At 69.9% G+C, this 20023-nt stretch carries 16 protein-coding genes; 7 read left to right on the forward strand and 9 right to left on the reverse strand.

The window, feature by feature from the left end:
• Positions 1-32: 32 nt before the first annotated feature.
• The gene (locus tag B7K24_RS06610; RefSeq protein WP_084129398.1) at positions 33-1745 is read right to left on the reverse strand and encodes a phospho-sugar mutase; all 1713 of its coding nucleotides are present in this window, start codon (positions 1743-1745) and stop codon (positions 33-35) included.
• On the reverse strand, positions 1742-2542 hold the full coding sequence (locus B7K24_RS06615; RefSeq protein WP_084129399.1) for a purine-nucleoside phosphorylase: 801 nt from the start codon (positions 2540-2542) through the stop codon (positions 1742-1744). Before B7K24_RS06615 ends, B7K24_RS06610 begins: the two co-directional genes overlap by 4 nt.
• Positions 2543-2666: 124 nt before the next feature.
• Here B7K24_RS06615 and B7K24_RS06620 point away from each other — a divergent pair, with 124 nt between their 5' ends.
• Positions 2667-4064 carry an NAD(P)H-quinone dehydrogenase gene (locus B7K24_RS06620; RefSeq protein WP_234986600.1) on the forward strand — a complete coding sequence of 466 codons (1398 nt, stop codon included), beginning with the start codon at positions 2667-2669 and terminating at the stop codon, positions 4062-4064.
• Positions 4065-4082: 18 nt separating this feature from the next.
• Here B7K24_RS06620 and B7K24_RS06625 read toward each other — a convergent pair whose 3' ends face one another.
• From B7K24_RS06625 to B7K24_RS06655, 7 genes are all read right to left on the reverse strand, one after another.
• The gene (locus B7K24_RS06625) at positions 4083-6008 is read right to left on the reverse strand and encodes a hypothetical protein (RefSeq protein WP_084129401.1); all 1926 of its coding nucleotides are present in this window, start codon (positions 6006-6008) and stop codon (positions 4083-4085) included.
• A gap of 82 nt (positions 6009-6090) precedes the next feature.
• Positions 6091-7881 carry a biotin carboxylase N-terminal domain-containing protein gene (locus B7K24_RS06630; protein WP_084129504.1) on the reverse strand — a complete coding sequence of 597 codons (1791 nt, stop codon included), beginning with the start codon at positions 7879-7881 and terminating at the stop codon, positions 6091-6093.
• Positions 7882-8079: 198 nt separating this feature from the next.
• Positions 8080-8727, reverse strand: a complete 648-nt coding sequence (locus B7K24_RS06635; RefSeq protein ID WP_084129402.1) for a nucleoside triphosphate pyrophosphatase — start codon at positions 8725-8727, stop codon at positions 8080-8082.
• 36 nt (positions 8728-8763) lie between these two features.
• Positions 8764-9627, reverse strand: coding sequence for a sugar phosphate isomerase/epimerase (locus B7K24_RS06640; protein ID WP_084129403.1), 864 nt, complete (start codon positions 9625-9627; stop codon positions 8764-8766).
• Positions 9624-10790: a dihydrodipicolinate synthase family protein gene (locus B7K24_RS06645; RefSeq protein ID WP_084129404.1), complete on the reverse strand. Its 1167-nt coding sequence runs from the start codon at positions 10788-10790 to the stop codon at positions 9624-9626. The genes B7K24_RS06640 and B7K24_RS06645 overlap by 4 nt, the downstream gene beginning before the upstream one ends.
• Positions 10791-10798: 8 nt before the next feature.
• Positions 10799-12058 (reverse strand): Gfo/Idh/MocA family protein, encoded by a 1260-nt coding sequence (locus B7K24_RS06650; protein ID WP_084129405.1) that lies wholly within the window; start codon positions 12056-12058, stop codon positions 10799-10801.
• 370 nt (positions 12059-12428) lie between these two features.
• Positions 12429-13484 (reverse strand): LacI family DNA-binding transcriptional regulator, encoded by a 1056-nt coding sequence (locus B7K24_RS06655; protein ID WP_084129406.1) that lies wholly within the window; start codon positions 13482-13484, stop codon positions 12429-12431.
• A 224-nt stretch (positions 13485-13708) separates the two neighbouring features.
• Here B7K24_RS06655 and B7K24_RS06660 point away from each other — a divergent pair, with 224 nt between their 5' ends.
• The 6 genes from B7K24_RS06660 to B7K24_RS06685 all read left to right on the forward strand — a co-directional run bounded on the left by B7K24_RS06660 (position 13709) and on the right by B7K24_RS06685 (position 20023).
• Positions 13709-14620: a PmoA family protein gene (locus B7K24_RS06660; protein WP_234986601.1), complete on the forward strand. Its 912-nt coding sequence runs from the start codon at positions 13709-13711 to the stop codon at positions 14618-14620.
• Positions 14617-15330, forward strand: a complete 714-nt coding sequence (locus B7K24_RS06665) for a cupin domain-containing protein (RefSeq protein WP_084129408.1) — start codon at positions 14617-14619, stop codon at positions 15328-15330. The genes B7K24_RS06660 and B7K24_RS06665 overlap by 4 nt, the downstream gene beginning before the upstream one ends.
• The gene (locus B7K24_RS06670) at positions 15327-16436 is read left to right on the forward strand and encodes a Gfo/Idh/MocA family protein (RefSeq protein WP_084129409.1); all 1110 of its coding nucleotides are present in this window, start codon (positions 15327-15329) and stop codon (positions 16434-16436) included. Before B7K24_RS06665 ends, B7K24_RS06670 begins: the two co-directional genes overlap by 4 nt.
• A gap of 279 nt (positions 16437-16715) precedes the next feature.
• Positions 16716-18062 carry an ABC transporter substrate-binding protein gene (locus B7K24_RS06675; protein ID WP_084129410.1) on the forward strand — a complete coding sequence of 449 codons (1347 nt, stop codon included), beginning with the start codon at positions 16716-16718 and terminating at the stop codon, positions 18060-18062.
• 183 nt (positions 18063-18245) lie between these two features.
• Positions 18246-19115: a carbohydrate ABC transporter permease gene (locus B7K24_RS06680; protein ID WP_234986611.1), complete on the forward strand. Its 870-nt coding sequence runs from the start codon at positions 18246-18248 to the stop codon at positions 19113-19115.
• Complete coding sequence (locus B7K24_RS06685) at positions 19112-20023, forward strand: carbohydrate ABC transporter permease (RefSeq protein WP_084100741.1); 912 nt, start codon at positions 19112-19114, stop codon at positions 20021-20023. Before B7K24_RS06680 ends, B7K24_RS06685 begins: the two co-directional genes overlap by 4 nt.

The following is a 20023-nucleotide window of genomic DNA, read 5'->3' on the forward strand; positions in this document are numbered from 1 at the left end:
CCATGGGGCGCTGGGGCGTGCGAGCCGCTGGGCTAGACCCCCAGGAGGGAACGGATGTCCGCCTCGAGGGCGTCCATGGCGTCCTCGGCGCGCAGGCGCGCGTCCTCGACAGCGTCTGACGGCTGTTCGATGACTTCGAGGTAGGCCTTGACCTTGGGCTCCGTGCCGGACGGACGGATGATGACGCGCGCGCCGGACTCGGTGGCCAGGTGCAGTCCGTTCGTGGCGGGTAGTCCGTGGAAGCCCTCGTTCATGTCGTCGGTGGCCGTGACGGGCGAGCCTGCGAGCGCCTCCGGGGGCGAGGCCAGCAGCTCAGACATCAGCGCGGGGATCTGCGCGATGTCGGTGAACCGCGCCGAGACCTGACGGGTCAGGTGCACGCCGTACGCACGCGAGAGGTCGTCGATCGCGTCCGCGAGGGTGCGGCCCGACGCCTTGAGTTCCGCGACGTAGTCGGCGATCATCACGGCGGCCGAGATGCCGTCCTTGTCGCGCACCAGGTCCGGCGCCACGCAGTAGCCCAGCGCCTCCTCGTAGCCGAACACGAGGCCAGGCTCGCGCGCGATCCACTTGAACCCGGTCAGGGTGTGGGCGTGGGACAGCCCGTGGGCGGCGGCGATTCGTCCCAGCATCTGCGACGACACGATCGAGTTGGCGAGCACGGAGCCCTCGGGGAAGCCGCCGCGGGAGGCGATGCGCTCGCCGAGCAGGGCGCCCACCACGTCGCCATGGAGCATCTGCCAGCGGCCGTCGATGTCGGTGGCCACAGCGCAGCGGTCGGCGTCGGGGTCGTTCGCGATGACCACGTCGGCGCCCACCTCCTCGGCGAGCGCAAGCGACAGGTCGATCGCTCCGGGCTCCTCGGGGTTGGGGAAGTCGACCGTGGGGAAGTCGGGGTCGGGCGCGGCCTGCTGGCGCACCGTGTGCAGGTCGGTGAAGCCCGCCGTCGACAGGGTCGCCTCGACGGTGCCGCCGCCCACGCCGTGCAGGGGCGTGAGGACGATGCGCACGTCGTCGCGCGAGCCGTCCGCCGGGGGCATGCCGACCAGGCTGGCGACCTCGGACACGTAACGCGCGAGCACCGTCATGTCGAGGCTCTCCCAGCCGGACTCGGCGCGCGGCACCGACTCGACCGACTCGACCTCGGCGATGCGCGCGGCGATGCCCGCGTCGTGCGGTGGCACGATCTGCGCTCCCTGGCCCTCGTCGGCGACGACGCGTCCACCCAGGTAGACCTTGTAGCCGTTGTCCTGGGGCGGGTTGTGGGAGGCGGTGACCATCACGCCCGCATCGGCGTCCAGCGAGCGCGTGATGTAGGCGAGCACCGGGGTGGGAAGCGCGCTGGGCAGCACCATCGCGTGGTGGCCCGCCGCGGTCATGACGGCCGCGGTGTCGGTCGCGAATTCGTGGGAGCCGTGGCGGGCGTCATACCCGATCGCCACGCGCGCAGGTCCGTCGATTCCGAGCTCGACCAGCGAGTCGGTGAGGTAGCGCGCGAGCCCCGCGGCGGCGCGGATGACCACGGCGCGGTTCATGCGGTTCGGCCCGGCTCCGAGCTTGCCGCGCAGGCCCGCGGTGCCGAACTGCAGCATGCCGCGGAAGGCGTCGGCGAGTTCGTGGACGGCGTCGTCGTAGCCCGCCTCGGCGCCGGCAATGAGCGCCTCGAGCTCTTCGCGCGTGGCCGGGTCGGGGTCGTCGGCGGCCCAGGCACGCGCGGCGGTGATGGGGCCCTCGATGCCGGTCATCGCATGGCCTCCACGATGTCTGCGAGCAGTCGCGAGATGCGCGGGCCCGCGGCGGCGCCCGCGTCGAGCACCTCCTGATGGTTCAGCGTCTCGCCGCCGATGCCCGCGCCGAGGTTCGTCACGAGCGACAGACCCAGGACCTCGAGCCCGGCCTCGCGTGCCGCGATCACCTCGAGCGTCGTGGACATGCCCACCAGGTCGGCGCCCAGCGTCTTGGCCATCCGCACCTCGGCTGGGGTCTCGTACTGCGGGCCCGTGAACTGGGCGTACACACCGCCCGGCAGCGACGCGTCGATCGAGCGGGCGAGGTCGCGCAGACGAGGCGAGTAGGCCTGCGTCATATCGACGAAGGTGGCGCCCTCGAGTGGCGTGGCCCCGGTGAGGTTCAGGTGGTCGTCAATCACCACGACGGAGCCGGGGCCCACCTCGGGGCGGGTCGAGCCGCAGCCGTTGGTGACGACCAGCGTCGAGCATCCCGTGGCCGCGGCGGTGCGCACCGCGTGGGCAACCTTGCCGGCGTCGCGTACCTGGTAGAAGTGCTGGCGCGCGCCCAGAACGAGCACGTGGCGGCCGTCCTCGGTGCGCAGCGAGCGCAGTGTGGCGTGGTGGCCGGCGACCACGTGTCCGGAGAAGCCGGGGATCTCCGCGGCGGGGACGGAGGCGACTTCCTCGCCGATGAGCTCGGCGGCGCCGCCCCATCCCGAGCCCAGGATGAGGGCGATGTCGTGATGCTCGACGCCGGTAGCAGCGGCGATGGACTGGGCGGCCTCGGAGGCGAGGGTGGTGGCTTCACTCATACGCCGAGCCTAATGGGCCTACCGGGCCGATGCATCGGCCGGCATTCGTACGTCACTGGCGACGGCATCGGCCATCCGTGAGGGGGTTGTGCCTGGCAGTCTCAGCATGCGGGACAATGGTCCTATGTCCCCACGCATTGTCATTGTTGGTGGCGGCCCGGGCGGGTATGAAGCCGCCCTCGTCGCAGTCAAGCAGGGGGCCGATGTCACCCTGATCGAACGTCAGGGTCTCGGCGGCAACGCCGTGCTCACCGACGTGGTCCCCTCCAAGACCGTGATCGCCACCGCCGAGTGGCGCACCATCGCGGACCGTGCCCCGCAGCTGGGCATCCGCGACCGCGACGGCTCCGACACGTCCGAGGTGTCGGAGCACAAGGTCGACCTCGCGGCCGTGAACGAGCGGGTGCGCAAGCTGGTGCTGAAGCAGTCGTACGACATCGCGACGCGCATGGCGAAGAACGACATCCAGGTGGTCGAGGGGGAGGGGCGGCTGGTCAGCCCGACCCGTGTGGAGACGGAAAACGACGCGTTTGAGGCCGATGCCGTGCTGCTCGCGCTGGGCGCGCGCCCGCGCATCCTGCCCGACGCGCAGCCCGACGGCGAGCGCATCCTCACCTGGACGCAGCTGTATGACCTGAAGGCGCTGCCCGAGCACCTCATCGTGGTCGGCTCGGGTGTGACCGGAGCCGAGTTCGCGGGCGCCTACAACCTCCTCGGCTGCGAGGTGACGCTCGTCGCCTCCGGAGACCGCGTGCTGTCGACGCAGGACCCCGAGGCGTCCGACCTCATCACCGAGATCTTCCACCAGCGCGGGATGCACGTGGTCGGTGGGCGAGCCCAGTCCGCCGAGAACACGGGAAGCGGAGTGCGCGTGACGCTCGCGGACGGCACGGTGCTGGAAGGAAGCCACTGCCTGATGGCCGTCGGCTCGGTGCCCAACACCACCGGCGTGGGGCTCGACGAGGCCGGCGTGACCCTCGACCCGCGTGGCTACATTCAGGTCGACAAGGTCTCGCGCACCTCCGCGCGCGGCGTCTACGCGGCGGGCGACTGCACCGGTGTGCTGCCGCTGGCCTCGGTGGCCGCGACGCAGGGGCGCATCGCCATGGCGCACGCCCTGGGCGATGCGGTCACGCCGATCGACTTGCGCCAGGTCGCCTCGAACGTGTTCACCGCACCTGAGATTGCTTCGGTGGGCGCCACGGAGGCCGAGCTCCAGGAGCGCGGCATCTTCTACGAGGTGTCCAAACTGGACCTCGCGCGCAATCCGCGCGCCAAGATGCTGGGCATCGACCAAGGCTTCGTGAAGATCTTTGGCCACACCGTCACGGGCCAGGTGCTCGGGGCGGTCATCGTGGGCTCGCGTGCCGGCGAGCATATCTTCCCGCTGACACTGGCGCTGGCCAACCACCTGACCGTGGACCAGATCGCCTCGGCGTTCACGGTCTACCCGTCGCTGTCGGGCACGGTGTCCGAGGTGGCGCGCCGCCTGCACCACATGGGTGACGCGTCGCGCAGCTGAGGTACCTGGGGCGTCGCCCTACTCGGCGCTGACGCTCACCGAGGGCGACGGGGTGGGGCTGGCCTCCACCTCGTCGTCTGGGGCTTCATCGTCGACCGGCGCCACCGCATCGGCCGCATTCACCGTGGCGAGGAGCGGCGCGTGGTCGGAGCCGGGGGCGGCCACCACGGCGGTGTCCGCGAACGTGACCTCGCGGCCCACGAGCACTCCCACCTCGGCGAGGACTTCGCCGTCCTGCGTGGCGGTGCCGGTGGCCACGGCGCTCAAGCCGCCGTCCGCGAACGTGGCCAGCGCCGGTGACGACGTCTGTGTGGTGGGATCGCCGGGGAGGTCAGCGCCGACGACGACGGGGCCGGCGCCCGCCAAGCCATCGACGATGGCGGCGGCCTCAGTGCCCGCCTCGTCGATGTTCGTGGCGAACGTCGCGGTCACGTAGGTGGTGCCCATGAAGGTCACCGTGAGGGCCGCGCGGTCGGAGCCATCGCCGTCGGGAAGCTCGGTCACGTCCGCGTCGCTGTGGGGGCCCGAGGTGAGGATCGCGTGGCCCACCTGGGGGCTGAGGCCCGGGGCCGAGGACGCGACCATGCCCGTCTCTCCGGCGAGGAACTCGACCATGTCGGCGCCGCCGCCTAGCAGGGATCCCCGGCTGACCTCTTGCAGCATGGCGACGTCCACGCCGTCGAGGGCGGCCGCGATGGCTCCTGCGTCGAGTCCGGGTCCGCCCTGCGCCGAGGGTGTGATGCCCTGGTGGAGGTTCCAGGTGGCGACCACGGGGGAGGCGAGCGTGTCCGGGGGCATGTCATCGGCACGCTCGTAGCTTGCCCATGTCCAGGTGACGACGGCGGCCGCGCCGAGGGCACCGACGCCGAGCCGCAGCCACACGCCCCTGAGGGCGCGCTCCACGGGCGCGGTACCCGCACGCATCGCGGCGCGGATCATGACGGCCGAAAGCCCCACAAAGGGCACGATGGCGGCGGGCACGGGGAGGTCGACCGATCGGTCGATGGTGACGAGGACGAGCGGTCCGACGATGGCCGCGATGAAGACGAACGACGCGCCCAGGCGCCCCAGGGATGACACCTCGCCCGGCCGGATGACGAGTGCGGCGCCCAGTGCGCCGGTGGCGGCTGCGACGGGCACAGCGATCGCCGCTTCGGTGCCCATGGTGAGGAAGGCGGCGGCCGCGGCGACGACGCCGAGACAGAGCAGGACGACGCGCACCCCCTCGGTCATGGCACGTGACTGGGAGGCGAGGTGGGCGCCCACGAGCGTGCCGGCGAGCGCGAGGGCGAGCCCGCCTGACATCCGGACGTCGGCCTGGGTGTTCACCCATGCGACGTTGGCGAACGCATACAGCAGCGTCGACCAATACAGGCCCAGCGCCCACCAGCCACGCGAGCTGGGGGCGGCATCGAGGTGGCGGCCCCTCACGGCGTTCACGACGGCGAGCGCGGCGAGTAGCGCCAGGGCGTTCCAGCCCCACTCATCCCCGCGCCAGGGCGCGTCCCACGTGCGCAGGAGGCCCTGCTCGGCCAGGGCAGCCGCCGCTCCCAGCGACGTTCCGGCCACCGCGGCGGCCCCACCGCCGTTGCCCAGGGCCACTCGGCTCGCGAGGACTACGCCGGCGAGCGCGAGGGCCGCAAGGTACAGGCCCACCCCGATGAGCCACGTGCCTGACAAGACGGGCAGTGCTAGGCGGAACACCGCGACGACGATGAGGACGAAGCCGACGGTCGGCCCGTGGCCAAAGTGACGCCCAGCCTCGGCTGCGATCCAGGCGAGGACGGCGCCTCCCACCGCCGTCGCCACGACCGCGATGAGTGCCGGCGTCATCCTCGGCTCGCCCAAATCGAGGAGGAGCGGCCCCGCGGTGCGAACCGCGTCGATCAGCAACCAGGCTGCGACGGCGACGACTCCGAGGGCGCGGCGCTGTGCGGTGTCCATGCTGGTCACGCTACCTGCGTGGGCCCGAGGCGGCGAAACGGGCGCGGTCGCGGGGGCAGCTGAGCTGCTGCGACCTCGCGCCTTACGACGCGTCGGCGATCTCGCAGATGACCGTGCCCGAGGACACCGAGGCACCCACCGCGTGCGTGAGGCCGCTCACGGTGCCGGCCTTGTGCGCCACGAGCGGCTGCTCCATCTTCATCGCCTCGAGCACGACGATGAGGTCGCCGGCCTCGACGGTGGCGCCGTCTTCCACGGCCACCTTCACGATGGTGCCCTGCATGGGGGAGGCCAGCGAGTCGCCGGTCGCGGCGCGGGCGCCGCCAGCGTTGGAGCGTCGCGGCGCGCGCCTCGCGGCGCCGCCAGCGCTGCGCGCGTTGGCGCGTCCCGCACGGGCGAGCCCGGCGGGAAGGACGACCTCGAGGCGCTTGCCTCCCACCTCGACGACGACACGCTCGGTGGCAGCGGCATCGGCCGCCTCCTCGACGCCGGAACCGGCGGAGCCGAGCGACGCGACAATCTCAGCGAACTCCGACTCGATCCAGGTGGTGTAGACGCCAAAGGTGCCCGCAGCCGCCGTGAACTCGGGGGCGTCGAGCACCGCGCGGTGGAACGGAACGACGGTCGGCATGCCCTCGACGACCATCTCCGCCAGGGCGCGGCGGGCGCGCTGCAGCGCCTCGTCGCGGCTCGCGCCGGTGACGATGACCTTCGCGATCATGGAGTCGAAGTTGCCCGAGACGGTGTCGCCCTGGCGCACGCCGGCGTCGACGCGGACTCCGGGGCCGGACGGGAACACCAGCGTCGACAGGGTGCCGGGCGCGGGCATGAAGTTTCGGCCCGGGTCCTCACCGTTGATGCGGAACTCGATCGAGTGGCCGCGGGTGACGGGCTCGAGCACGGAGATGGGCTCGCCGGCGGCGATGCGGAACTGTTCGCGCACCAGGTCCACGCCGGTGACCTCCTCGGTCACGGGGTGTTCCACCTGCAGGCGGGTGTTGACCTCGAGGAAGCTGATGGTGCCGTCCGCGCCGACCAGGAACTCGCACGTGCCAGCGCCCACGTATCCGGCCTCCGCGAGGATGGCCTTCGACGACTCGATGAGGCGCGTGTTCTGCTCATCGGTGAGGAAGGGTGCCGGGGCTTCCTCGACGAGCTTCTGATGACGGCGCTGCAGCGAGCAGTCGCGCGTCGAGACGACCACCACGTTGCCGTGCTCGTCGGCCAGACACTGGGTCTCGACGTGGCGCGGCTTGTCGAGGAACCGCTCCACGAAGCACTCGCCGCGGCCGAACGCGGCGACGGCCTCGCGGGTCGCGGAGTCGAACAGTTCAGGAATCTCCTCGCGGGTACGGGCGACCTTGAGGCCGCGGCCGCCGCCGCCGAAGGCCGCCTTGATGGCGACCGGGAGGCCGTGCTCGTCGGCGAAGGCGAGCACCTCGTCCGCGTTCGCCACGGGATCCTTGGTGCCGGGGACCAGGGGAGCGCCGGCGCGCTGCGCGATGTGGCGCGCGCTGACCTTATCGCCCAGGCCGTCGATCGCGGCGGGCGGAGGGCCGACCCAGGTCAGGCCGGCATCGATGACCGCCTGCGCGAACTGGGCATTCTCGGACAGGAAGCCGTAGCCGGGGTGGATGGCCTGCGCACCCGAGCGCTGGGCGACCTCGATGATCTTGGCGATGTCGAGGTAGGTCTCCGCCGCCGTGGATCCGCCCAGCGCGTAGGCCTCGTCGGCGAGCCGCACGTGGGGGGCGTCGCGGTCGGGCTCGGCGTAGACGGCGATCGACGTCAGGCCCGCGTCGGCGCAGGCACGGATGACGCGAACCGCGATCTCGCCGCGGTTGGCGATGAGGACGGAAGAGAAACGTGGCACGCGGTCACGGTATCGCGCGGCCCGCACCCGGCCACGGTCCGCGCTGGGCGCGCGGGGCAAGTTTGGCCTGCCGGGACACGCCGCCGGGCGGCCTTTGTAGGTAAGCGACAACGAACTTGGCGATTCCTTGGGTTACGGGCGCGTAGGTTGTCGCCAGTCCACAAATGGCCGATGCTGTGGCCGGCCTTCCTTCGACGCCTACGCCTCGGTGCGGAGCGCGTGGATGGGCACGTCGATCTCGGCGAGCAGGTGACGCAGCAGCGGTAGGGAGACGCCCACCACGCCGTGATAGTCGCCGTCGATGCCCTCGACATACGGTCCGCCCAGGCCGTCGACGGTGAACGCGCCGGCGACCTGCAAGGGCTCGCCCGTCGCGACGTAGGCATCGATCTCGTCGTCGGTGAGGCGCGCGAAGCGGACGGTGGTGGAGGAGGTGGCGCCGAGCGATCCGCGCGAGCCGTCCTCGCGGTCGTCGACGATCCAGTGGCCGGTGTGAAGGACACCGGTGCGCCCCCGCATGATGCGCCAGCGCTCGCGCGCCGCGGCGGCGTCCGCGGGCTTGCCGTGGATCTCGCCGTCGAGCTCGAGCATCGAGTCGCAGCCCAGCACCATCGCCCCGGTCTCGTACTGGCTCGCCACGTGCTCGGCCTTGGCGCGTGCCAGGGCGAGGACGGCATCGGCCGGATCCGGGGTGCCCCAGCCCTCGCGCTCGTGGTGGGCGCGGAGCTGGGTGAGCACCGCATCCTCGTCCACGCCGCTGACGAGGACCTCGGGCTCGATGCCGGCCGAGCGCAGGGTGGCCAGGCGCGCGGGGGACTGGGAGGCGAGGACGAAGGGCATGGTCATGTCCGCGAGCCTAACGGCGTCGCCTCCCGGTCCGGTTCAGGACAGGTACGGCGCCACCGTCGCGGCGAAGGACTCGGCCGTGTGGCCTGCAACCTCGTCGCACGGAGCGTTCCAGATCTCGGCGTTGAAGATCTCGACCTCGATGTCGCCCGTGTATCCCGCCGCCTCGACGGCCGCCGTGAGGGAGGCGAAGTCGATGATGCCGTCGCCCATGTAGCGCCGGCCCAACAGCACGTCGGCCGGCAGCGGGGTGGCCCAGTCGCACACCTGGTAGGTGGCGATGCGGCCCTCGCGGCCCGCGCGGGAGATCTGGCCCAAGACGTCGGGGTCCCACCAGATGTGGAACGTGTCGACGGCGACGCCTACCGCGGACGAGTCAAACCGTGCGGCAAGATCCAGTGCCTGGCCGAGCGTCGAGACAACCGCGCGGTCCGAGCAGTACATCGGGTGGAGCGGTTCGATCGCCAAGGTGACCCCGGCATCGATGGCGTGGGGGACGAGGTCGGCTAGCGCATCGGCCACCCGCGAGCGCGCGCCGACGATGTCGCGCGAACCGTCCGGCAGCCCTCCGGCCACCAGGACGAGCACGGGTCGTGAGCCCTCGGCACCGGCGGCCGCAAGCACGGCCGTCTCCTCGATGGCGCGCCGGTTGTCGTCGAGTGACGCGATGCGCTCGGGGCCGTCAGGCATGGTGAAGAAGCCCGAGCGGCAGTGGGTCGAGACCCTGAGGCCCGAGTCCGCGATCATGCGTGCAGCCTCATCGAGACCCACGTCCTGCACGGGCTCGCGCCAGGTGCCGATGGCCTGGTATCCGGCCTGTTGGACGCTCGCGATGGCCTCGGCGAGGGTGGCCTTCTTGAGGGTCGCCTGGTTCATCGAGAGGCGGGGGTGGGCGCTCATGCGGCCTCGATTCCGTTGAGGCCGAGCAAGGCGTGCCAGCGCTGCGCGGCGAGGTCCGGTTGCTCGAGTGCGCCGCACGCGTTCGCGAGCTCGACGATGCGCGACAGGTGCGACAGCGAGCGCGCCGAGTGCAGCCCGCCCACCATCTGGAAGGCCTCCTGGTGGCCGTTGAGCCACGACATGAACGCGACGCCGGTCTTGTAGTAGAAGGTGGGGGCGGCGAAGATCTGCCGGCTGAGTTCCTCCGTGGGCTGGAGGATCTCGCGGTAGCGGACCACGTCGCCCTCGCCGAGCGCCTGGATGGCGCCCGAGGCGTGCGGGCCGAGCGCCGCGAAGGCGCCCAGGAGCGCGTCCGAGTTTCCCTGCTCGTCACCCTCGATGAGTTCGCAATAGTGGAAGTCGTCGCCCGTGAACATGCGCGCGCTCGTTGGCAGGCGCCGGCGTACGGCGATTTCCGACTGGGAGTCCAGCAGACTCATCTTGATGCCCGAGACGGTCTGCGGGTTACTCGCGATGATGTCGACCACCGTGTCGGCGGCCACGCGCCAGTCGTCGGAGCCGAAGTAGCCCGCAAGCTGCGGGTCGAACGCGGTGCCGAGCCAGTGCAGCACCACCGGCTGGCTCGCGACGGCGAGGACCTCGTCGTAGACGCGGCGATAGTCGTCGGCCGACTCGGCGGCGCGCACCAGGTGGCGGCTGGCCATCAGCACGGCGCCCGCGCCCGCGTCCTCCGCGTGGAACAGCTGCTCCTTGTAGGCGTCGATCACCTGGGGCAGCGTGATGACCTCGTCCTCGACATGGTCGGTGTTGACGCCCACGACGATGCGCGCGCCCGCCGCGGACGCCTCCGCCGCCGAGCGGGAGATGAGCTCCCGCACCGCGGCCGGGTCGAGGCCCATGTTGCGCTGGGCGGTATCCATGGCATCGGCCACGCCCAGGCCCCACGAAAACAGGTGGTGACGGTAGGCGAGGGTGGCGTCCCAGTCGATGTCCGCCGGCTGGCCGGGGGTGTTGTCGGCCGATGCACGGGGCACCACGTGCGCGGCGGCGTACGCCACGCGGGCGGTGAGCGGTCCATGGGGTCGGGTAAGGGCGGTGGGCTCGCTGACGGCGACGGCGCGGGTGGCGCCGTCGCCGGAGAGCAACGTGAGGCTGTCGGACATGGAGGGGCTCAGCGCTCCGTACGTGCCGGTTCGCCGGCCTCCGCGCCCTCGGCGGTGTCCGGGACGCGGTCGGCGGAAATCTCCGGCAGGTCGATACGCGCGCCGGAGCGGTGCGATTCGAGCCCCTTCTCGGCGAGCAGCATGCCGCGCGCGCCGGCGAGGAAGTCGTAGCGGTGCTCGGTGTCGGCGACGACGTGGCGGATGAACTCCTCCCACTGCGCGCGGAAGCCGTTGACCGACTCCTCGGTGTCGGGCACCTCCACCCAGGTCGAGTCGAAGTCGATCTCGTTCTTCAGGTCCGGGTTCCACACGGGCTTGGGGGTCGCGTTGCGCGGCTGAATCTTGCAGCCGAACAGGCCCACCACCGCGGAGCCATGCGTGCCATCGACCTGGAACTCGACCAGCTCGTCGCGGTTGACTCGGGTGGTCCAGGAGGAGTTGATCTGGGCGGTGATGCCGCCGGCGAGCTCGAAGATGCCGTAGGCGGCGTCGTCGGCGGTCGCTGCGTAGGCCTGGCCGGATTCGTCCACACGCTCCGGGATCTCGGTGACCGCTCGGGCGTAGACGGATTCGACGCGTCCAAAGAGGTTTTCGAGCACATAGTTCCAGTGCGGGAACATGTCGACCACGATGCCGCCGCCGTCCTCGGCCCGGTAGTTCCACGACGGGCGCTGCGACGGGTGCCAGTCGCCCTCGAAGACCCAGTAGCCGAACTCGCCGCGCACGGACAGGATGCGGCCGAAGAAGCCCGAGTCAATCAGGCGGCGCAACTTGATGAGGCCGGGCAGGTACAGCTTGTCGTGGACCACGCCATTCTTGATGCCGGCCGCGGTGGCGAGGCGGGCGAGTTCGAGGGCCTCGTCGAAGGACTCGGCGGTGGGCTTCTCGGTGTAGATCGCCTTGCCGGCGGCGATGGCCTTCTTGATCGCGGCGGCGCGGGCCTTGGTGACCAGGAAGTCGGCGTAGATCTGCCAGCGGTCGTCCGCGAGCGCCTCGTCGAGGTTGGTGGTGTAGTGCTCGATGTGGTGCTTCTTGGCGAGCTCGGCGAGCTTTGCCTCGGAGCGTCCGACGAGAAGAGGCTCGACCTGCACCTTGGTGCCGTCGGGCAGTTCCACGCCGCCCGCGTCGCGGATGGCGAGGATGGAGCGCACCAGGTGCTGGCGGTAGCCCATGCGTCCCGAGACGCCGTTCATGATGATGCCGATGGTCTGCGTGGTCACGGTGTGGTCCCTCACTGTGTTGGGCGATGGCGGCCTCGTTGCCGCCATGCGGGCGTGTGTGCTCGGTCCGGGAGCGGTGCGTGGCGAGCGGCCACGATGGTCACCTGCCTGGCATTTCCCTAGCGGAAAGCGTTTACCGAATGGTACGCGGAAGTGAGCGCGTGGCGCAAGTGGGCTGGTAAGCGGGTAGCTGGTGGGTGGATGGTCGGTCGCTGGTGGGACGCGGCGCACCCGTGCGCCCTCGAGAGCGGTGGCTGCGAGTTTCCGTGCGCGCACTCGCGTGAGCCGCCTCCAGGTGGCGCACCGCCTCACGGGGACGCGTATGCCGGACAAGTCCCTTGAGGCTGTCTTGGTCACTTGCACGCAAAAAGTGACCATCGCAGCCTCAAGGAATCGAGACGACGGCCGGGTGGGCCCGCTATCGTCCCGGCGTCGACTCTCGGACGGCGACCTCGGCCTCGAGGAGGGCAGGCGACCCGGCCTCCTCGGCCAGCGCGAGAGCCAGCGCCTCCTCGCCCACACGCTCGAGGGGCAGGCTGGCGGTGGTGAGGCGCGGGGTGACGTCGCGCAGGGTGGGGATGTCGTCGAACCCGGCGATGGCGATGTCGCGTCCAGGGATGAGACCGGCGTCGCGCGCGGCGCTCATGGCGCCCACGGCCATGACGTCGTTGACGGCGAACACCAGGTCGATGTCGCCGAGGGTGGGTCCGTGCGTCGTCAACAGCTGCTGCATACCCTCGTAGCCGCCGTCGCGCGTAAACGCCGTTGACACCACGCGCTCGGGCGGAACCTCGATCCCGTGCTCGGCAAGGCCGGCGCGGAACCCGCTGAGGCGGTCCTCGGAGGTGCGCAGCGGCGGGGCATCCTCGCCGCCGGGGCCCGCCAGGATGGCCACGCTGCGGTAGCCCATCGCGGCGAGCTGTGTTCCGAGCGCTCTCGCGCCGCCGGCGTTGTCGACGTGAAGCATGCGAAACGGCGCGTCGACGGTGGAGATGAAGACCACGCGTCCGCCGCCGGACTCATATTTGCTGAGTTCCTCGGCCAGGGCATCGGCATGCGGGTCGCCCACACGGCGAGACGCGGCCAAGATGATGGCGCGCGGACGTTGACCGCGAAGCGCGCGCACCATCTCGACCTCACGCTCCGTGTCGCGCCTGGTCTCGGCCATGGTGACGACCAGATGGTGATCCTCGGCGGCACCCACCACGCCTGCGGCGATCGACGAGAAGTACGGGTCGGCGATGTCACCCACGAGGAGCGCGACGGTGGTGGTCGTGCCGCGGGCGACGGCCTGCGCGGAGGCGTTGGCGCTGTAGCCCAGGCGCTCGGCGGCCTCGAGGACGCGCTCGCGGTTCGCGGCCTTGACGTTGCGCGTGGAGCCGTTCAGCGAACGCGAGGCCGTGGCGAGTGACACTCCGGCCTCGCGCGCCACGTCATGGAGCGTGACGGGGGAGGTGCGGGCGGTGTCGGTCACGTGAGGCCTTTCGACGGGTGGGCATGGCCGATGCGCCACCGAGATGAGAGATGCACGCGTCCGCCGTCATCGCCCTTGACGCCGACGAACCCGTGGCTTTCCCCTAGCCTGGCACGATGGCGGGCCGATGTCATGGACGCCGCGCGGATCACGCCCTAGGGTGGAGAGCGCTTTCCGCAACCGCAATGCCGGGCGATACATGCCCCGCAGGAAGAAGGTCGACGTTGACCGACATCGTCCTGGACGACCGCGGCGACCGCGTGGTGCTCAGCCACGCGGGCCGCGATCTCGCCCACTACGTGTACCGCCCCACCGACGTGACACTTGAGTCGCCTCGGCCCTACTTCAGTCCGCTCCGGACGCTGGGCGGAGCGGTGGTGTCCCTGTTCAGGCCGCACGATCACGTGTGGCACAAGGGCATCGCGTGGTCGCTGCCGGTCGTGGGTGACGAGAACTTCTGGGGTGGCCCGACCTTCGTGCGTGACGAGGGCTACGTGCAGCTGGCGAACAACGGCGAGCAGGTCCACGTCGGCTTCGCTTCGCTCGACTCGGGCCGCGAGGCACGCATCGTCGAGACTCTCGACTGGGTCACAGAAGGCGGCGAACTCGTGTTCACCGAGGCCCGCGCGATCGGCGCGACCATCCTCGACGACGACTCCTGGCTCCTGACCTTCGAGACTCGGATGCGTAACGCCACCGAGCGCAGCATCCCGATCGGTTCGCCCACCACGCGCGGGCGGGACAACGCCGGCTACGGCGGCCTGTTTTGGCGCGGCCCGCGCTCCTTCACGGGAGGAGTCATCCTCTCTCCCCAGGGAGAAGGCGGAGAGGAGATGCGAGGCTCTCGCGCCCCGTGGATGGGCTTTCGCGGCCGTCATGATGAGGTGGACCGCACCTCAACGATCCTCATGGTCGACGATCCGTCCAACGTCGCCCATCCGCCGGAGTGGTTCGCGCGCACCGAGCAGTTCGCCTGCCTGTGCCCCGCGCCGTTCTTCTCCGTGGAGCGCGAGATCGCCCCAGGGGAGACTCTCACCGAACGCTACGGCGTGGTCGTCGCTGACGGCGGGCTGACGGCCGATGCTGCGGCTGGGGTGGCAGCGGCCGTCGCCTCGCGCTGGGGTGAGCGGGCGTGAACGAGTTCCCGGCGGGGGCTTCGGTCAGCAATCTCGAGGTCTATTCCTCGGTGGCGCCAGACGGGCTCGCGGGCGGCACCCCCCACCTGCACACCGTGGCAAGCGAGGCCTACCTCGTCGTCTCCGGGCGTGGCGAGCTCCATACGCTCGACGCAACGGGCTTTACCGTCAGCCCGCTGGTCCCCGGCGACACCGTGTGGTTCACGCCGGGTGTGGTTCACCGTGCGGTGAACAAGGGGGAGCTGCACCTGAGGGTGGTGATGTCGCACGCCGGTCTTCCCGAGGCGGGCGACGCGGTGATGACCTTCCCCGACGACATCCTCGCCGACCCCGACGCGTACGCCGCGGCCGCAGCCCTGCCTGGACCTGAGGCGTCTCACGATGAGCGGCTGGCCGCGGCGGCAAAACGCCGCGATCTCGCCGTCGAGGGCTATGGCGCCCTCACTCGTAGCGGCGCGGTGGATCCCGACGCCCTCGCCACGCTGTACCGCAGGGCGGCCGCGTTGGTCAGCCGCCGCATCGGCCACTGGAAAGACACCTGGGAGCATAATCTCGCCGCCCAGGCGCGCCACGCGGAGGCCGCCTTTGCGGCCCTGGCCGCGGGCAGCCCCACGACCTTGGCCGGCGGGCGCGTCACTCGGCCCGCCACCGCACCGGCCTTCGGCATGTGCGGACTTCTCACCACCCTCAGTCTCGAAGGAGCATCATGACCACCACCCTGCGCGCCGCGATTGTCGGCACGGGAGCGATCGCTCACGCCCACGCTCAGGCGCTGGCGGCGCTCGACGGAGCAGAACTCGTGGGCGTCACGGACCGAGACCCCGATACGGCGCAGCGCTTCGTCGAGACGTACGGAGGCGAGGTGTTCGGCGATCTCGGCGTCATGCTCGCGACGGCGTCGCCGGACGTGGTCCATGTCTGCACGCCGCCCGGCGTTCACGCGCCCCAGGCCATCGCTGCCATGGAGGCGGGGGCGCACGTGGTGTGCGAGAAGCCGGCGGCACTGTCGCTCGCGGAACTCGATGCGATGATCGCCGCCTCGGAGCGCGCCGACAGGCGGCTCGCCATCGTGTTCCAGCAGCGCACCGGCACGGCGGCGGCGCACGTGAAGGGCCTGGTCAAATCCGGGGCGCTGGGCCGGCCGCTTGTCGCGGTGTGCCAGACACTGTGGTTCCGCGATCAGGCATACTTCGATGTGCCGTGGCGAGGCTCGTGGGCGACCGAGGGGGGTGGTCCGACTCTGGGCCACGCGATCCACCAAATCGACCTGCTCGCGTACCTGCTCGGCGACTGGGAGTCGGTTCGTGCGGACCTCTGGCGCGTGGGACGCGACACTGGCACGGAGGATTCGTCGACGGCGACAGTGGCATTCGCGTCGGGAGCGGTGGCGACGGTGGTGACCTCGGCCGTGTCGCCACGCGAGGTCAGCGCGATCCGCATCGACACCGAGAAGGCGACCGTCACGCTCGAGCACTTGTACGGACACGGCCACGACCACTGGCGCATCACGCCCGCCCCGGGAGTGGACGAGGCAGAGGTCGCGCGCTGGGCGCTGCCCGACGCGGAGGAGCCCAGCGGGCACGTGCCGCTCCTCAGGGGCGTCTACGCGGCGCTCGCCGCTGGCGAGCCACTGCCGCCCGAGGCCGCCGAACCCGCGCGATCCTTCGAGATCGTCACCGCCGTGTATTCCTCGGCCGCTCACGACGGCGCGCGCATCACGCCCGCGCAGCTGCGTGCCGACGGTGCTCGCATGGCGAGCCTCGAGGCCCCGGTCAACGAGCGCCGGCCCGGGCACGTGGGGGACGAGGTCTGCTAAACCGGGCCCCCGCGCACTCGCGCCGACCGCCATGGGCTGGACCTCGGGGCGGTCGGCGCGTGATGCGCGAGCAGAGTCTGAGGCTGCGTTCGCCCGGTCTCATCTCTGGGACCAAGGTCTCAGAATGGTCACGATTGAAACGTTTCCGGTTTCGGCGTTGACCGCGCACAATCGATGGGTTACGTTACGGATAGCGCTTTCCAAAGGAGGGGGCGCATCGGCCCGTTTCGACAGGCCGCGCACCACGAGAGAACAACGAAGTTTTCGGGAGGAAATGACATGGTGAACGTTCACAAGCGCCGCCGATTCATGGCGCTCGTCGCGCTGACGGCGGCAAGCGGCATCGCGCTCAGCGCCTGCTCGTCCGACGCGGAGGGTGAGGCGGATCCCACCGGTTCCGCGTCCGGCGAAGAGTCCAGCGAGGGTGAGGCAGCCAGCGGTGAAGACGTCACGCTCGACTTCGCCTTCTGGGGCAACGACGTCCGCGCGGACATGTACGCGCAGTCCATCGACCTGTTCGAAGAGCAGTACCCCAACATCACGGTCAACGAGACGTTCCTGGGCTTCCCCGAGTTTTGGGAGAAGCGCCAGACGGAGGCCGCCGGTGGTGGCCTGCCCGACGTGATGCAGTTCGACTACTCGTACCTGCGTCAGTACTCGCAGAACGGCCTGCTACTCGACCTGGGCCCGTACCTGGGCAGCGAGATCAACACCGATGGCCTCACGGAGCAGATCCTGGGCATCGGCGTGGTTGACGGTGTCACCACCGGTATCGCCACGTCGACCAACGCGTGGGGCATGTACACCAACCCCAAGCTCCTTGACGAGGCCGGCGTTGCCGAATTTGGCGGGGGCACGTGGGACGAGTACTCCGAGTGGATCGGAGAGGTCACCGCGGCCTCGGGTGACGATGTTTACGGTGGCGGTGATTACACCGGCCGCATCCAGAACTTCGAGGTGCAGCTGCGCGCCGAGGGCAAGAACCTCTTCAACGAGGACGGCACCCCCGGCTTCGACGAGGCGCGCCTGACCGAGTTCTGGGAGTCCGGATCCGAGCTGCGCGGCGAGAACAATATCGGTATCTCTCAGCAGAAGCTCGAAGAGATCTACCCCATCTCGGGCTTCGGTGGCGGCTTCACCGCCTCCGAACTGACGTGGGACAACTTCGGCGCCGGCTACCTCGGTGAGCTAGGCGAGTCCTACACCGAGCTGGGCCTCATCGAGCCTCCCGTGACCGTCGAGGGTGCGAAGGACCTTTACCAGAAGCCCTCGATGTTGCACACTATCTCCGCAAACACCGAGCACCCCGCCGAGTCCGCCATGCTCGTGGACTTCCTGATCAACTCGCCCGAGGTGGGCGCGATCTTCGGCACCAACCGCGGACTGCCGGCCTCCCAGTCGATGCGTGACGGCATCACGTTCGAAGGCATGGACGCGCAGATCCTCGAGTATGAAGAGTCCATCGCCGACCGCCTGGGCGACGCCCCGCCCGTGCCGCTCGTCGGCTACGGCACGCTCGAGGAGAAGTTCCGTGTCCTCGGCACCGAGCTGGGCTTCGGCACCGTCACCGTGGAGGACGCCGTGTCGCAGTTCTTCGCCGAGATGGACGTGGTCCTGAACTCCTGACCGCATCTCCGTGGGGCCCGAGCCGTCGCTTGGGCCCCACGGGGTAGCCTCTTTGCGACGGAAGGATCAATGGTGACCAGCACCGTGAACCGTGTCGATGACGCCACGGACCAGCAGAGGGCCAGCGCCTCGCCGCGCGACCCCAAGGGACTCACCCGCAAGCAGCGCCACTGGCGCGAGAACATCGCCGGCTACGGCTTCCTGACCCCGTGGCTCGTGGGCTTCTTCGGGCTCACGTTGGTCCCGATGCTCTACTCGCTGTATCTCAGCTTCACGCGGTACAACCTGTTCTCGCCGCCCGAGTGGATCGGCTTCGACAACTACATCCGCATGTTCACCGAGGACCCCAACTACACGCAGTCGGTGAAGATCACCCTGATCTACGTGCTCGTGGGTACCCCGATCAAGCTCGCCGCCGCTCTCGGCGTCGCGATGCTCCTGAACTACCGCGACCGCGGCGCCGGATTCTTCCGCTCGTCGTTCTACGCGCCCTCGCTGATCGGCGCCTCGGTATCCGTCGCGATCGTGTGGCGCGCCATGTTCTCGACGGACGGCCCGGTCGACAACTCCCTGAGTTTCTTTGGCCTCGAGATTGGCGGCTGGGTCGGCAACGTCGCCCTCGTGGTGCCCATGATGATCCTGCTGGCCGTGTGGCAGTTTGGTGCCCCGATGGTCATCTTCCTTGCGGGCCTCAAGCAGGTGCCGCGCGAGCTGTATGAGGCCGCCGACATGGACGGCGCGGGCCCGGTCAAGAAGTTCAGGTCGATCACCCTGCCGATGCTCTCGTCCGTGGTGTTCTTCAACCTCTTGCTCGAGCTGATCGGCGCGTTCCAGGTGTTCTCGTCCGCGTACATCATCTCGAACGGCTCGGGTGGCCCGGCCGGCATGACGAACTTCTACACCCTGTACCTGTACAAGCGGGCGTTCAGCGACGGCCAGATGGGCTACGCCTCCGCGATGGCCTGGACGCTCGTGATCGTGGTCGCGATCATCGCGTTCGTGCTGTTCCGCACGTCCAAGATGTGGGTGCACTACCAGGGAGACAACCGATGACTCAGCGAGGAGACGTCTGGGTTCGCGACGACGCGGACCAGGAGCGCGTGCCCGCGCCCCGGCCCTACTGGAACCGCAAGCGCATCACGACAGCGATCTGGTTCATCGCCATGGCGGCCCTCACCGCGATCGTGCTGTACCCGTTGGTGTGGCTCATTTTCGCGACCTTCAAGGACAACAGCGAGTTCGGACAGAACCCGGCGCTGCTGCCCGAGGACCCCACGTTCGACAACTACGCCAAGGTGATGGAGGGCATCGCCGGAGTGCCGCTCTGGCGCTTCTTCGCCAACTCCGCGGTGATCGCCATCGCCGCGACCGCCGGCACCCTGATCAGCTCGTCGATGGCCGCGTACGCCTTCGCGCGCATCCGGTTCAAGGGTGTGGGGATCTTCTTTACCGCCATGATCGGCACCCTCCTGTTGCCGTTCCACGTCGTGATCATTCCCCAGTACATCCTGTTCAACAACCTGGGCATGATCGACACCTACTGGCCGCTGATCCTGCCCAAGTTCCTCGCCACGGAGGCGTTCTTCGTCTTCCTCATGGTGCAGTTCATGCGCGGCATCCCGCGCGAGATGGACGAGGCGGCACGCGTGGACGGCGCCGGGCATGTCCGCACCTTTGCCTCGATCATGCTGCCGCTGATCCAGCCCGCTCTGGTGACGAGCGCGATCTTCTCGTTCATCTGGACCTGGAACGACTTCCTAGCCCCCCTGATGTACGTGACGAGCCCCGAGAAGTACCCGGTGCCCATCGCGCTGAAGCTCTACAACGACCAGACCAGCACCTCGGACTACGGCGCGACGGTCACGGCCTCGCTGCTCGGCATGGTGCCGATCCTGCTGTTCTTCCTGGTCTTCCAGCGCCTCCTCATCGCGGGCGTGGCGACCCAGGGCCTGAAGGGCTGA

Source organism: Demequina sp. NBRC 110055 (genome assembly GCF_002090135.1).
GTDB lineage: Bacteria > Actinomycetota > Actinomycetes > Actinomycetales > Demequinaceae > Demequina.